Here is a 13,050-nt window from a genome sequence, read left to right as displayed (position 1 = left end):
GTCTCCTCTAAACTCCCCCCTCACTCTCTCCTCCCCCCCCCCGGGCCCCTCCGCCCCCGCGGGGGCCCCCGCGCGGCGCGGGGCGCCGCCCCCCACGGCCGCGCGGCTATCTCACCAGCACGATCGAGTTGATGGGCGTGAAGTCGTACGGGGCGTAGGCGCCCGTGGCGCGCTGTACGGGGTAACAATCGGCGCCGTTGTAGCCCTTGCATATCTGGAAGCCGGCTCCGCCGGTCTGGCTGTTGATGAGGATCTTGGTGCCGTACACGTTCACCAGATTGTGTGCGCCGTACGAGTACCAGATGTTCCGGCGCGCTATGGAACCGTCCGGTTCCTGGAGGCACACCGCGCCGCTGGGGCACGAGGCGGTGGCGCTTGACTGGAGGACTGGTTCGGCCTGCGCGGGACCGGTTGCGGACAGGGTGGCGGCCACGGCGCCGATGACGGCCAGGCTCATCATCCGTTTCATGGATCTCCTCTGTTCGACGGAGTGCGAGTCGATCTCGGTCTACCACCCGGGTGTTGATTGGCTTCAGGGCGCGCGGAAAAGACAATCAATTCCAATCAACCTCGCTGGCCCGCCCTGCCCCGGCTGATCGGGCGGTGGCGGGCTCGTCGGCAGGCTCAGCCGCCGGGGCCGGTCCGCTGGATCGGCGCGCCGTCGCCGTTGCGCGGCAGGTCACCGCGTTCGACGGGGCCTGGCGGCGGTGAGGGCGTTCCGTCGCCGACGGCCGGCCTGGCTCCCTCGGCCGCCCGCTTCAGCACGGCCCGGTCCACCTGCCCGGCCTGACAGACCAGCCGCACGTAGTGGCCGGCGCGAACCGCGACGTACTCCTGATTGCCCTCGTGCTCGGTGTACCAGCCGTCGCCGTCGCGCTCGCAGGTCCCCACACACCTGTACGGTGGCCGGTCGACCCGCAACTCCACCTGCCTGCCGTCCGTGGAGGTGTAGACGGCGCCGAACCCGTCGTCGCCGACCGCGCCCACCGACTGCTCGGCCAGCTCGAACCCGGGCAGCTCCACCACGTACATCAGCTCGGGCGCCACACCCTGCCGGGCGGCCTGGTCGATGACGGCCTGGCTCAGCGTCGCGCTGGAGCCGCAGCCGGACAGCACGATCAGCGCCAGCAGCGAGAGGAGGGAACGCATCTCCTCAGTGTGGTCCGCGACGGTTTCATCGAGGTCACGCCGCCCTTCACGGCACGGCGATCGCCGGGGCCACGCGGGCCGATCCGACGCCGCGACCGGTCGTCATCGCCGGCGTTGCATGGACAGGGCCTGGCGCCAGTGCTCGGCCGCCTGGGCCATGTCGTGGCCGAGGAGCTCGAAGAACTGGCTGGTGGTGTGGAGCCGGTCGCCCGTGGGGGTGTCGGTGCCGAAGATCCCGGCGCCGTACCGGGTGGTGGCGGCCCACATCGCCATCGACCGGGCGCTGGCCGACCAGGTGCGGTACCAGACGTCGACGTCGATGACGTACCGCATCCGGCGCGCCTCGCGCTCCCGGGCGACCATCTCCCTGAGCTCCAGCCACCTGATGGCGTTTGAGATGGTCGCCGGGCTGACCTGGAGGTGCTGGACCAGTTCGGCGGCGGTGAGGCTGCCGCCCTCGCTGATGAACAGCGCGGCGAACACCTTGGCCGTCATGGGCGCCATCCCGCTCTCGATCATCATGGCGACGAACCGCTCCTCGAACTCCCTGACCGTGGGGGCGTCACCGGCGTGGGCGGCGGTCACGCCGGCGTGGGGAGTGCGCCTGCGGCGGCGGGCGCGCCAGCTCGTCGCGTGTTGCGCGCGGGCGGCCAGGTAGCCGTGCGGGCCGCCGTTCCTGGCGATCTCGCGGGTGACGGTGGATCGGGGACGGCCCAGCCTGCGGGCGATCTCCGCGTACGTCAGGCCGGCCGCCATCCCTTCGGCGATGCGGCGGCGTTCCTCGGCCGTCAGCCGGTCTCCTGGCATGTGATCCGTCTTCCTCTTGTTGCACTCAGCTGCACGTTCATTGCACCAGTCTGAGGCTGTCTACCTGCGGTTATGTTTTTCGCGAGTTGTCTCCGGCCAAGGGCGATCCTAGCCTTCTCCTCGGAACGAAGAGGAGAGCCATCATGGAAAAGGTCGTCATCGTCACGGGCGCCTCCGCCGGGATCGGCAAGGCCACCGCCCTCGAACTCATCCGCGCCGGCCACATCGTCTACGGCGCCGCCCGCCGCGTACACAAGATGGACGACATCCGCGACGCCGGCGGGCACGCGCTGGCGCTGGACGCACGCCGGCCGGAAGACCTGGAACGGGTCATCGGCACCGTCGCCGAGGAGCGGGGCCGCATCGACGTGCTGATCAACAACGCCGGGACCGTGCTGCACGGCGCGGCCGAGGACGTCTCCATCGACCAGGCGCGCGACCAGTTCGAGGTCAACGTGTTCGCGCCCGCGCGGCTGGTGCAGCTCGCCCTGCCGTACATGCGCGAACAGGGGTCCGGCACGATCATCAACATCTCCTCCATCGGGGGCGAGATCGCGCTGCCGCTCGGCTGCTGGTACTACGCGACCAAGCACGCGCTGGAGGCCTACTCCGACACCCTGCGCATGGAGGTCGAGCCGTTCGGCATCGACGTCGTGATCATCCAGCCCGGCATCATCAAGACCGAGTTCGAAGACCACACGCCGCGGGACCTGCGCGAGATCTCCGGCGCGACCGCCTACGGCGCCGTGGCCGAGGCGATGGCCGTCCGCGCCGAGTCGCAGCTCGGGGCGGACACCCAGGGCTCCGACCCGGGCGTCGTCGCGACCGTGATCAGGGAGGCCGTCGAGGCCGGCAAGCCCGCCACGCGCTACGCGGTGGGCTGGATGGCCGACCGGCTCCTGGAGCTCAACAGGACGTTGACCGACCGCGAGTTCGACAAGCTCGTCACGAACTTTTCCGGCAAATAGGTCTTCCCGCCCGCCTCGGGCTGAGCGGTCCATGAGACCGTCATCGCCCGGTGGCGGAGTTATGACATGACCGAAACCGCCACCGTGACTACTTGTCGGCGGATCTAACCCTTGATCGACTCTCCTCGTCAGGAAGAGAGGAAGTCAATCATGGTAGGCAGAACCTTAGTCGCGGCGGCCGTCCTCGCGGCGGCACTGGCCGCGACCCCGTCGGCAAGCGCGGAAACACCCCCACCCGACACTGCCGCCGCGAAGAGCGTCACGCTGGTCACCGGCGACCGGGTGAGCGTCGACCGCGGCCGGATCACCTTCACGGCCGGTCCCGGCCGGACGAACGTCCGCTACATCACCGAGGGCACCAAGGACGACTGGACGCTCATCCCGCTCGACGTCGCGGGCGACGTGGCCAGGGGATTGCTCGACCGCAACCTCTTCCGGGTCCCGCAGCTGATCAAGGACGGTCTCGGCGAGAAGCAACTGCCGCTGATCGTGCAGTACCGTCAGGGCGCGGCACCGATGACAGCGCTGTCGGGCGCACGCCCGCTGGCCTCCATCAACGCCGTCGCCACGGCCGGCGCCACCTGGGCTCACCTCAGCCAGGACCGGTCGGTGCAGAAGGTGTGGCTGGACGCCCCCGTCAAGGCCACCCTCGACCGCAGCGTTCCGCAGGTCGGCGCCCCGGAGGCGTGGAAGGCCGGCTTCACCGGTGAGGGCGTGAAGGTGGCCGTCCTGGACACCGGCGTCGACGACCGCCACCCCGACCTGGCCGGGCGCGTGGACGCTTCCGCCAACTTCAGCGAGAGCGCCGACGCCATGGACCGTGCCGGTCACGGCACCCACGTGGCCTCCACCATCGCCGGTCAGGGCGTGGCGGGCACGCCTGCGCGCAAGGGCGTCGCGCCGGGTGTCCGGCTGCTCAACGGCAAGGTGCTCGACGACAGAGGCAGCGGCTACACCTCCGACATCATCGAGGGCATCGACTGGGCCGCCCAGCAGGGCGCCAAGATCATCAACATGAGCCTCGGCGCCCCCGACCAGGCGGGCCTGGACCCGCTGGAGCAGGCGGTCGAGCGTTACTCCGCCGAGCGCGACATCCTCTTCGTCATCGCGGCGGGCAACGAAGGCCCCCGGCCGGGCAGCCTGGGCAGCCCCGGCAGCACCGACGCGGCGCTCACCGTCGGCGCCGTGGACTTCGACGACAAGCTCGCCGGCTTCTCCAGCCGTGGTCCTCGCGCGGGCGACTTCGCGCTCAAGCCCGACCTGACCGCTCCCGGCGTGGCCATCACCGCGGCCAAGGCGGGCGGCGCCGATCACGTGCGGATGTCCGGCACCTCGATGGCCACCCCGCACGTCGCGGGCGCCGCGGCCATCCTCGCCCAGCAGCACCCCGGCTGGACCTCGCGCGAGCTCAAGTCCGCCTTGGTCACCTCGGCCAAGACCGGTGGCAGCGTCTGGGAGTACGGCACCGGCCGTCTCGACGTGGCCCACGCGGTACGGCAGAGCATCACGGCCGACGCGGGCACGGTCGCCTTCGGTCACCTGCGCTGGCCGTACGAGGACAAGGCCATCGAGCGCACCCTCACCTACCGCAACACCGGCACCGCCCCCGTCACCCTGAACCTCGCCCTGGAGGCCACCGACCTCGAGGGCAAGGCCGCGCCGCAGGGTGTGTTCACGCTGGGCGCCACGCAGGTCACCGTCCCGGCGGGCGGCACCGCCCCGGTCACCGTGACCGCAGCGCCCAAGGCGGCCTCCGCCACCGCGTACGGCGGGCGGATCACCGCCTCGGCCGAGGGCGTGACCCTGTCGACGCTGGTCAGCTTCGGCAAGGAGCCGGAGAGCTACGACCTGCACGTCAAGCTGATCGACCAGCTCGGCACCGTCCCCGACGACTCCGAGGACTTCATGCCGATGACCTTGATGCCGGAGAACGGCGGGCCGCTCATCCAGCTCGGCATCAACCACGGCGACAGCGAGGGCCCGATCCGCGTGCCCGCCGGCCGCTACCTGGCCTACACCATCATGCGGACCCAGTTCGACGACGGGCACGCGGAACTCAGCGTCGTGCCGATCACCGGCCTGGAGGTGAAGGCCGACCGCGAGGTCGTCTTCGACGCCAGGACCGCCAAGATGATGGAGGTCAAGACCGACCGGCCCGACGCCAGGACGGCGGGCGAGGAGTTCGTCTTCTTCCAGAAGCGGCAGGACGGCAAGGAGTGGTCGGCGAGTTTCGCCATCGACCGCTTCTCCCTTCCGCGCAACGTCCCGCCCGACCCGCTGCGCTTCCGCGTCGCGCCCACCACGAACAAGACGTCCGGGTTCCGCTTCGAGAAGTTCACCCAGCTCGCCGCCCTGCGTTCGGACGGCACGTTCACCGACAGCCCCTACGTGTACAACCTCGTGCTGCGCAAGGAGGGCCTGGTTCCCGGGGAACTGCGCACGCGTGACCGCGAGCTGGGCAAGGTACGCGCCGACCTCGCCACCCTGCGGGCCGGAGCCACCGGCGCGCCGGGCGCGGGGCCCATGGCGGGCGGACCTCTCGGCGACGGCTTCACCGGCTGGAGCCAGGTGGTCACCGCGCTGCCCGTGACCCAGTCCTGGTACTTCACCCCCGGCATTCCCTGGGAGCGCGCCTTCGAGACGATGCCGAGCGGACGGCTTCACCAGACGGTCGAGTACGCCGACGCCCGCACCTTCCGCGCCGGACGTGAGGAGCACGAGCGATGGAACTCGGGGGTCGTGGGTACGGCCCTGCATGAGCGGACCCTGATCACCAGGACCGACACCGAGTTCGAGGTCGGCAACCTGCCCCTGTGGCACGCGGCCGGACGCGACCGCGTCACCGGCAGCAGCGACTACGGCGACGGCACCACCACGCTGCTGCGCGACGGCAAGGTCGTCGCGACGGCCGGCAAGCTGCCCAACTTCACCGTGAACCTGCCCACCGCGCCCGGCTCGGGGCGCTTCCAGCTCCGCGTCGAGGGCACGGCCGACCCCAGGGCCACCGAGCTGTCGTCCAAGCTCACGACCGAGTGGTCGTTCACCTCGGCGGGCGCGGGCCCGGTTCCGGTGTTCGTCCTGCGGGCCGAGCCCAAGCTCGACCTGAACAACGCCACCCGCCCCGGCCTGATGACCCTGCCGCTACGGCTGCAGCGCATGGAGGGCGCGACCAAGCCGATCACCAAGGTCACCGCGGAGGTCTCCACCAACGGGACGTCCTGGCATCGGGTCGCGGTCGTGCCTACGGGCCGTGACAGCTGGCACGCGCTCCTGCTGAACCTGCCGCGTTCGGGCGACACGGTCTCCCTGCGGCTTTCGGCACGCGACAGCGCGGGCGCCACGGTCACCCAGACCGTGGAGCGCGCGTTCCGGGTGCGCTGAGCCCCGGGCTGATCCGGGTGGAACCGCAGCTCCACCCGGATCAGCCACCCCGGCAGGACTTCCGTGAGGTCAACTGCCTGGTGAGCGCGTTCAGCGGCGGCTGGGAAGCCCCCGGCCAGGTGGTCAGCTCCCGGCCGCCGCCTCCAGCACGAAGACGGGGATCAGCCGGTCGGTCTTCTCCTGGTATTCGGCGTACGGCGGAAACGCGGCGACCGCGCGCTCCCACCACTCGGCCCGCTCGTCCCCGGTGACCTCCCTGGCCGTCATGTTCTGGTGTCCGGGCCCGTCCTGGAGTTCCACGTGCGGGTTGGCCTTGAGGTTGAAGTACCAGACCGGGTGAGCCGGGTAACCGCCCTTCGATCCCACGGCCGCGTACCGTCCCTCGTGCTCCACGCGCATCAGCGGGATCTTGCGGATCTTGCCGCTCTTCGCGCCGCGCATCGTGACGATGATCACCGGCAGTCCCGTGTCCCAGAGCGTCGTCCCCTCGGTGCCGCCCGAGCTCTCGTACAGCTCGACCTGTTCGCGCACCCATTGCCGCGGACTCGGCCCGTACTCGCCCTCAACAGCCATCGCGTCCATCCCATCGTCGCCTACGGATGATGTTGCGAAGTCCGGCACAGCGACCGTCCTCCAGACGATCACAACACATCCTCCCGCCTATGGGGAGGTGACCAGGGTTTTTGCCACTCAGGACCCTGAACTAGGCTGGCGGTGCGAGGGGAGTACTTCGTAAGAGCCGGCCCGGTCAGTACGGACGTGATGGGACGTCCCCGGACGGCCGCCCGCGTGGACGCGGGTGAAGGAGACCTCGAACGGCCGCGTACGTTCGAGGAGGCTCTCCGTGCCTGTTGTGGCAACCGTTCTTTCCGCTGACCTGCCGACGATCGGGACACCGTCGTTGTGGGCGATCACCGTGGCCGCGCTGGTCGTCCTGCTGGGAGTGGATTTCGTCCTGACGCGGCGCCCGCACGAGGTGCGGATGCGTGAGGCCGTGGGGTGGTCGTTGTTCTACCTCGCGCTGCCGGTGGGTTTCGGCGTGTATCTGTGGCAGGCGTTCGGCTCCGGGACCGCGGTGGAGTTCTTCACCGGGTACGTGGTGGAGAAGTCGCTGTCGGTGGACAACCTGTTCGTCTTCATGCTGCTGCTGTCGGCCTTCGCCGTTCCGGCCGTCTACGCCCAGCGGGTGCTGCTGTTCGGCATCATCGGCGCCCTCGTGCTGCGCGCGATCTTCATCGCGCTGGGCGCGGCCGTCCTGCAGAGCGGGACGTGGGCGTTCCTGCTGTTCGGCGCCATTCTCATCGCCACGGCCGGCAAGGTGATGAAGGACGCGGTGGCCGGGCACGAGCAGCAGGTCGACATCTCCCGTATGCGGTCGGTACGGCTGCTGCGCCGCCTCATGCCGGTCACCGACGACTACCGCGGCTCACACCTGGTGGTGCGGGAGGGCGGGCGCCGGGCGCTGACGCCGCTCGCGCTGGCCATGGTGGCCGTCTTCGTCACCGACATCGTCTTCGCCGTCGATTCCGTGCCGGCCGTGTACGGCGTCACCGAGGACCCCTTCCTCGTCTTCGCCACCAACGCCTTCGCCCTGCTCGGCCTGCGGGCGCTCTACTTCGTCCTCCAGAGCGCCCTGGCCAGGCTGCGCCACCTCAACCACGGTCTGGCCGTCATCCTGGCGTTCATCGGCGTCAAGCTGGTGCTGCACTGGGCCCACGGCATCTGGCCCGTCATCCCCGAGATCCCCACCCTGATGTCACTCGGCGTGATCATCGCGGTCCTGGCCATCGTCACGATCACCAGCCTGAGCGCCGGCGAGCGAACCGGCAGCCCGCAGTCCTGACCTCCGGGTCAGGAGTCCGTGCGCGGAACGAGCAGGCCGCGGTGGAACGCCTCGGTGACGGCGGCGGCGCGGTCGTTCACCCCGAGCTTGGTGTAGATGTTCAGCAGGTGGGACTTGACGGTGGCCTCGGTGATGAACAGCCGGGCGGCCGCCTCGCGGTTGGTGTTGCCCGCCGCCACGAGTTCGAGGACCTCCAGCTCGCGCGGGCTGAGCAACTGCGGCGCGGGCGCCCGCATCCGGTTCATGAGCCGGGCGGCCACGGTCGGGGACAGCACGCTCTCGCCCCTGGCCGCGGCCTGCGCGCCGCGCAGCAGTTCCTCGCGGGGGGAGTCCTTGAGGAGGTAGCCGGTGGCGCCCGCCTCGATCGCCGGCAGGACGTCGGCGTCGGAGTCGTAGGTCGTCAGCACCAGCACGTGCGCGGTGACGCCGAGCCGGGCGAGCTCGACGATCGCGCTCAGCCCGTCCATGCCGGGCATGCGCAGGTCCATCAGGATCACGTCGGGCCTGAGCTCCTGGGCGAGCCGTACCGCGTCGGCGCCGTTCGCGGCCGCGCCGAGCACCTCGAATCCGGGTGCGGAGGCGAACATGCTGCTCAGCCCGTCCCTGACCACAGGATGGTCGTCGGCGATCAGCAACCGGATCATGTGATGATTCCAGCAGGACAGGGGACGCAGGCCGAGATGCCGGCGCCGGCGCCGGGCTCGGACTCGATCCGCAGGCTGCCGGACAGCCCTTCCACCCGTTGCCGCATGATCGTCAGGCCGAACCCGCCGTCCTCGAGGCTCGCGGGATCGAAGCCCTTGCCGTCGTCGCGCACGTCCAGCGCCACCTCCTGCTCCAGATAGGACAACGTCACCCCGACCCTGCTCGCGCCCGCGTGCCTGGCCACGTTGGCCAGCGCCTCCTGCGCCGTGCGCAGCAGCGCGAACTCGGCCTCGGGCACCATCGGCCGCGCCGTACCGGTCGTCGTGACCTGGACGGGCAGGCCGTGCAGCTTCGACCACCGGCCGGCGACGGCGACGAGCGCGTCGCTCAGGCGCGCGGCCTGCAGCGGTTCCGGCCGCAGCGCGTCGACCGAGCGCCGCGCCTCGGCCAGGCTCTCCCGCGCCAGGTTCTTCACGGCGTCGAACGGCCGCAGCCACGGCGCCGGGACCTCGTGCATCTGCTCGGCCGCCTGGAGCTGCGCGATGATGCCGGTCAGCCCCTGCGCCAGCGTGTCATGGATCTCACGGGCCATCCGCTGGCGTTCGTCGAGTACGCCCGCCTCCCTGGCCTGGGCGAGCAACTGGGCGTGCAGGCCGGCGTTCTCGGCGAGCGACGCCTCCAGCAGCCGGTTCGTCCGGCTCAGCTCTTCGAGGGTCTGCTCGCGCCGCTCCTCCTCCTTCTCGGCGAGCCGCAGGACCCAGGCGCAGCCGCACATCAGGGCGATGTTGAACGCGATGATGGTCACGTGCATCGCCACGCCGAGCGCGTCGGTCTTGGGGATGCCGGAGGCCTGCGCCGTACCGGCGAGGACCGCCGCGGCGGCGACGCCCAGCAGCCGCCACGGCCAGCGCAGGACGGTGAAGGAGTAGATGTACGCGGCGGGGGTGAAGAGCCCGAAAGCGGGGTGCCTGGCCACCAGGACCGCGGTGATCACGAGCACCCCCGCGACGAACGCGGCCATGATCCGCGGCCGGTTCCGCCAGCCGGGACGCAGGGTGAACATGCCGAGCATCCACGCGGCCGCCAGCCCGCACAGGCCGAGGTCGACGAGCAGGGCGCCGCCCGCCCAGTCCTCCACGATCAGCAGGATCGCGACGAGCAGCGCCAGCAGCGTGTAGGGCACCACGTTGACCAGCAGGAACGGCGGCTCCCGCGAAATCGAGATCTTCCTGCTCACAACTCCCTCTCCCCGCGAGATTCTATTCCCAGCGGAACCAGCGGACCGCGACGAACGCGCAGACCACCGCATAGGCCGCAAGCGTCAGCAGCGGCACGACCGACGGAAAGTCACCCAGGTAGGCGTCCTGGAAGGCCCGCATGCCCGCGCCGAGCGGGGTGTAGTGGGCGATGTCGCGCAGCAGCGGCGGCATCTGCGAGATCGGCATCCAGAGTCCGGCGAAGAACATCAGAGGGAAGAACAACACCGTGCCGATCGCCGTGGCCGGAGCGCGGCCGGGCGCGAGCGCGGTGATCAGCAGGCCGATCGAGAGCAGCGCGGCCGCCGCGAGCAGCCAGGCGAGGGCGAAGCCGAGAGGGTGTTTCGGCAGGTCGACGCCGAAGCCGAACCAGGCCGTCGCGAGGAACAGGACCATCGCGATGACCGCGATGGCGAAGTTGGCGACGAGCTGGGCGGCGAGCACGCGGGCCGGGCCGACCGGCGTGGTCTTCATGCGCCGCAGCACGCCGTTCTCCCGGTAGCCCGCGAGTGTGGTGGGCAGGGAGGCCGTGGCCAGGATGGCCAGATTGAACAGGATCAGAACAGGAACATAGAGGTCGAAGTACGTCAGGCCGCCGCCGCCCTCCACGGTTTCCCGCAGATCGGGGACGCTGCCGAGGATGATCAACAGGATCAGCGGGAAGCCGATGCCCCAGAGGGGCGCGACCTTGTCCCGGACGCACAGGGTGCTCTCGGCCTTGACGAGCCGCCACGTGGCGGAACCCGGCTCGGCGGTGCGCAGGGTTGACATGGGTGTGAGGTCCTCTCGGTGATCGGTTAGCGGGAGCCGGATTCGAGGCGCTTGCCGGTCAGCTGGACGAAGGCGTCCTCCAGGCTCGCCTGCTCGACGCGCAGCCGTTCCGCCACGATCTGGTTGCGGGCCAGGACGGTGGTGACGGCGTTGAGCGCGTTGTCGGAGCCGCTGACGATGACCAGCTCGCCCTGGCGGGTGACGCCGGAGACGTCGGGCAGGCCGGTCAGCAGGCGGTCGTCCATCGGCCTGGACGGGCGGAACTGGATCCGCTGCCCGATGCGCGCCCGCTCGGTCAGACCGGCCGGGGTGTCCACCATGACGACGCGGCCGGCGTCGATCAGCGCGAGCCGGTCGCAGAGCCGTTCCGCCTCTTCCATGAAGTGGGTGACCAGCACGATCGTCACCCCGCGGGCGCGGACACCCTCGATCAGGTCCCAGGTGTCGCGCCGGGCCTGCGGGTCGAGGCCGGTGGTGAGCTCGTCGAGGATCGCCACCCGGGGACCGCCGATGAGCGCCAGCGCGATGGAGAGCCGTTGTTTCTGGCCGCCGGACAGCTTGCCGTACCTGGTCTTCGCCTTGTCCGCCAGGCCCAGGTCGTTCAGCAGCGCGCGCCAGTCGGCGGGCCGGGGGTAGAAGGAGCTGTAGAGCTCCAGGGCCTCGGCGACCTGGAGCCGTTCTGGCAGGTGTCCGGCCTGCAGCTGGACGCCGAGCCGCCGGGTCAGCTCGGCGCGGTCCCGGAGGGGGTCGAGCCCGAGCACCCTGATCTCACCGCGATCCGGCATGCGCAGGCCCTCGACGCACTCCACGGTCGTGGTCTTGCCGGCGCCGTTCGGGCCGAGGATGCCGAAGATCTCACCCTCCTGGATGGTGAGCGACACGTCGTCGACGGCGACCTTGTCCGCGTAGCGCTTGTGGAGGTTCCGTACCTCGATTACTGGTGGCATGCGCCTCAGCCTGCTATGACCAGCGCTTTTCCGGCATCGACCAGGGGGCGGGACCTGGCGATCCACCGATCGGTGGTTCGGCGCCCGACACACCGCGAAGACACAAGCCCTCATCCGACGGCGGCGGATGCGTTCGGCGGCGCCGACCAGGCGCAGGACCCTCCTGGTTCCCGGATCGTCGTGGAGCGCGAGCGTGCTCACGTACTTGGCGATGGTCAAGCCGATCTGGCGGGTCACCTCGTCGTCCCGGCCGCGCGTCTCTTCGAGGCCGGTCAGGACCGTGAACCAGAGCACGAGCACCACGATCGTGTGGCCGGCCCGCCACGTCCGGTCCGCGTTCAGGTAGGCCTCGGCCAGGTCCCACTTGGTCTGCAGGGTGAGGGAGTGGTTCTTGCCCAGGGCCCGTTCGGCGTCGGTGGCGAGCTGCCGGTAGTGGGCGAAGACCCGGCGGTCCTCGTCGCGCCGCGCGTACAGGCCGCAGAGTTCGAGCCGGGTCTCCAGGGTGTCGAGGGCGCCGGGGCCGAGCACCCGCCGCTTGTCCGCGACGAGCCGTTCGAACGCGCCGATCGTGACGTCGAGGGGATCGAGCGGCATGCGCAGCATGGCCAGGGTCGTCCGCAGGGACAGCAGGGCCGGGTGGGCGGATCCCGCGTGCGCGGCGATGGTCCTGTCCAGGAAGGCGATGCCTTCCTGCCTCGACACGGTACGCGCCAGGTGGACGCCGTAGGCGACGGCGAGATCGGCCGAGGTGCCGTCGAGCTCGGCGAGGCCGCCTGCCGCGATGAAGGCGGCGATGTGCGGAGCCAGCCGGGCCGCCGGCTCCGGTCCATCGGTCCAGGCGGTCCGCAACGCCTGGACCGCCCGGTGCCGGGACCCGGGGTCCTGGCTGACGGCCTGGACGAGCCGGTGCACCGAGAGCGCGTCGCCGGACCGGGTGACCAGCCCGTACGCGGCGAGGTGCCCGGCGGCGGCCTTGGATTCGTCCGGGAACAGGCTGATCGGGATGTCGTCGGGGGCGAGCCAGGCCAGGGTGCCCAGGATCCGCCCCGGAAGCGGCCCGTGCTGGGCGGCGATCCGGTCCAGGGTGACCTGCCAGGTCCGCGCGACGGTCCGGTCGAGGTCCCCGCCCGCGTGCGTCCAGTCCAGCACCGCGCCGTCGCCGGAAAGGCGCCGCAGATACGTCCGCGCGGAGACGTGGTTCTGGGCCATGTAGTGCCCGGCCATCTCGATCGCGAGCGGCAGCCCGCCGAGCGCCGCGCACAACTCCTCGCCGCCGTCGAGCA

At 70.7% G+C, this 13,050-nt stretch carries 11 protein-coding genes; 3 read left to right on the top strand and 8 right to left on the bottom strand.

All coding sequences use genetic code 11. The features are described 5' to 3' along the window. Positions 1 to 106: 106 nt before the first annotated feature. The 3 genes from ACFWYW_RS37515 to ACFWYW_RS37505 form a co-directional block, all read right to left on the bottom strand. Positions 107 to 469, bottom strand: coding sequence for a hypothetical protein (locus tag ACFWYW_RS37515; protein WP_379627939.1), 363 nt, complete (start codon positions 467 to 469; stop codon positions 107 to 109). Between the two features lie 155 nt (positions 470 to 624). Continuing rightward, a complete protein-coding gene (locus tag ACFWYW_RS37510; RefSeq protein WP_379627937.1) occupies positions 625 to 1,149 on the bottom strand; it encodes a hypothetical protein in 525 nt (174 codons plus the stop codon). 102 nt (positions 1,150 to 1,251) lie between these two features. Continuing rightward, positions 1,252 to 1,956, bottom strand: a complete 705-nt coding sequence (locus ACFWYW_RS37505; protein WP_379627935.1) for a helix-turn-helix domain-containing protein — start codon at positions 1,954 to 1,956, stop codon at positions 1,252 to 1,254. Between the two features lie 143 nt (positions 1,957 to 2,099). On the opposite strand from ACFWYW_RS37505, the gene ACFWYW_RS37500 reads away from it, so the two are divergent. Further along, positions 2,100 to 2,924 (top strand): oxidoreductase, encoded by an 825-nt coding sequence (locus tag ACFWYW_RS37500; RefSeq protein WP_379627933.1) that lies wholly within the window; start codon positions 2,100 to 2,102, stop codon positions 2,922 to 2,924. 150 nt (positions 2,925 to 3,074) lie between these two features. Then, the gene (locus ACFWYW_RS37495; protein ID WP_379627931.1) at positions 3,075 to 6,305 is read left to right on the top strand and encodes a S8 family serine peptidase; all 3,231 of its coding nucleotides are present in this window, start codon (positions 3,075 to 3,077) and stop codon (positions 6,303 to 6,305) included. A 123-nt stretch (positions 6,306 to 6,428) separates the two neighbouring features. On the opposite strand, the gene ACFWYW_RS37490 is transcribed toward ACFWYW_RS37495, so the two are convergent. After that, positions 6,429 to 6,878, bottom strand: a complete 450-nt coding sequence (locus tag ACFWYW_RS37490; RefSeq protein ID WP_379626252.1) for a nitroreductase family deazaflavin-dependent oxidoreductase — start codon at positions 6,876 to 6,878, stop codon at positions 6,429 to 6,431. A 271-nt stretch (positions 6,879 to 7,149) separates the two neighbouring features. Between ACFWYW_RS37490 and ACFWYW_RS37485 the strand changes: the two genes are divergently transcribed. Next, positions 7,150 to 8,148, top strand: a complete 999-nt coding sequence (locus tag ACFWYW_RS37485) for a TerC family protein (protein ID WP_379626253.1) — start codon at positions 7,150 to 7,152, stop codon at positions 8,146 to 8,148. An 8-nt stretch (positions 8,149 to 8,156) separates the two neighbouring features. Here ACFWYW_RS37485 and ACFWYW_RS37480 read toward each other — a convergent pair whose 3' ends face one another. The 4 genes from ACFWYW_RS37480 to ACFWYW_RS37465 are packed head-to-tail and all read right to left on the bottom strand — an operon-like array spanning position 8,157 to position 11,767. Beyond that, positions 8,157 to 8,792 (bottom strand): response regulator, encoded by a 636-nt coding sequence (locus tag ACFWYW_RS37480; protein WP_379626255.1) that lies wholly within the window; start codon positions 8,790 to 8,792, stop codon positions 8,157 to 8,159. Further along, the gene (locus ACFWYW_RS37475) at positions 8,789 to 10,030 is read right to left on the bottom strand and encodes a sensor histidine kinase (RefSeq protein ID WP_379626257.1); all 1,242 of its coding nucleotides are present in this window, start codon (positions 10,028 to 10,030) and stop codon (positions 8,789 to 8,791) included. Before ACFWYW_RS37475 ends, ACFWYW_RS37480 begins: the two co-directional genes overlap by 4 nt. Positions 10,031 to 10,052: 22 nt before the next feature. Beyond that, positions 10,053 to 10,820: an ABC transporter permease gene (locus ACFWYW_RS37470; protein WP_379626259.1), complete on the bottom strand. Its 768-nt coding sequence runs from the start codon at positions 10,818 to 10,820 to the stop codon at positions 10,053 to 10,055. A gap of 26 nt (positions 10,821 to 10,846) precedes the next feature. After that, entirely contained in the window at positions 10,847 to 11,767 is a 921-nt protein-coding gene (locus ACFWYW_RS37465) for an ABC transporter ATP-binding protein (protein WP_379626261.1), read from the bottom strand. Positions 11,768 to 13,050 lie beyond the last annotated feature (1,283 nt).

Origin of the sequence: Nonomuraea sp. NPDC059023, assembly GCF_042740095.1 — a bacterium.
Taxonomy (GTDB): domain Bacteria; phylum Actinomycetota; class Actinomycetes; order Streptosporangiales; family Streptosporangiaceae; genus Nonomuraea.
The sequence above is the reverse complement of the archived record's forward strand: the minus strand, read 5'-3'. Positions and strand labels throughout refer to the sequence as shown.

Bases quoted from the DNA above. Each gene is read 5' to 3' on its own strand.
- ACFWYW_RS37515 (WP_379627939.1), bottom strand. From the start codon at position 469: ATGAAACGGATGATGAGCCTGGCCGTCATCGGCGCCGTGGCCGCCACC.
- ACFWYW_RS37510 (WP_379627937.1), bottom strand. From the start codon at position 1,149: ATGCGTTCCCTCCTCTCGCTGCTGGCGCTGATCGTGCTGTCCGGCTGC.
- ACFWYW_RS37505 (WP_379627935.1), bottom strand. From the start codon at position 1,956: ATGCCAGGAGACCGGCTGACGGCCGAGGAACGCCGCCGCATCGCCGAA.
- ACFWYW_RS37500 (WP_379627933.1), top strand. From the start codon at position 2,100: ATGGAAAAGGTCGTCATCGTCACGGGCGCCTCCGCCGGGATCGGCAAG.
- ACFWYW_RS37495 (WP_379627931.1), top strand. From the start codon at position 3,075: ATGGTAGGCAGAACCTTAGTCGCGGCGGCCGTCCTCGCGGCGGCACTG.
- ACFWYW_RS37490 (WP_379626252.1), bottom strand. From the start codon at position 6,878: ATGGCTGTTGAGGGCGAGTACGGGCCGAGTCCGCGGCAATGGGTGCGC.
- ACFWYW_RS37480 (WP_379626255.1), bottom strand. From the start codon at position 8,792: ATGATCCGGTTGCTGATCGCCGACGACCATCCTGTGGTCAGGGACGGG.
- ACFWYW_RS37470 (WP_379626259.1), bottom strand. From the start codon at position 10,820: ATGTCAACCCTGCGCACCGCCGAGCCGGGTTCCGCCACGTGGCGGCTC.
- ACFWYW_RS37465 (WP_379626261.1), bottom strand. From the start codon at position 11,767: ATGCCACCAGTAATCGAGGTACGGAACCTCCACAAGCGCTACGCGGAC.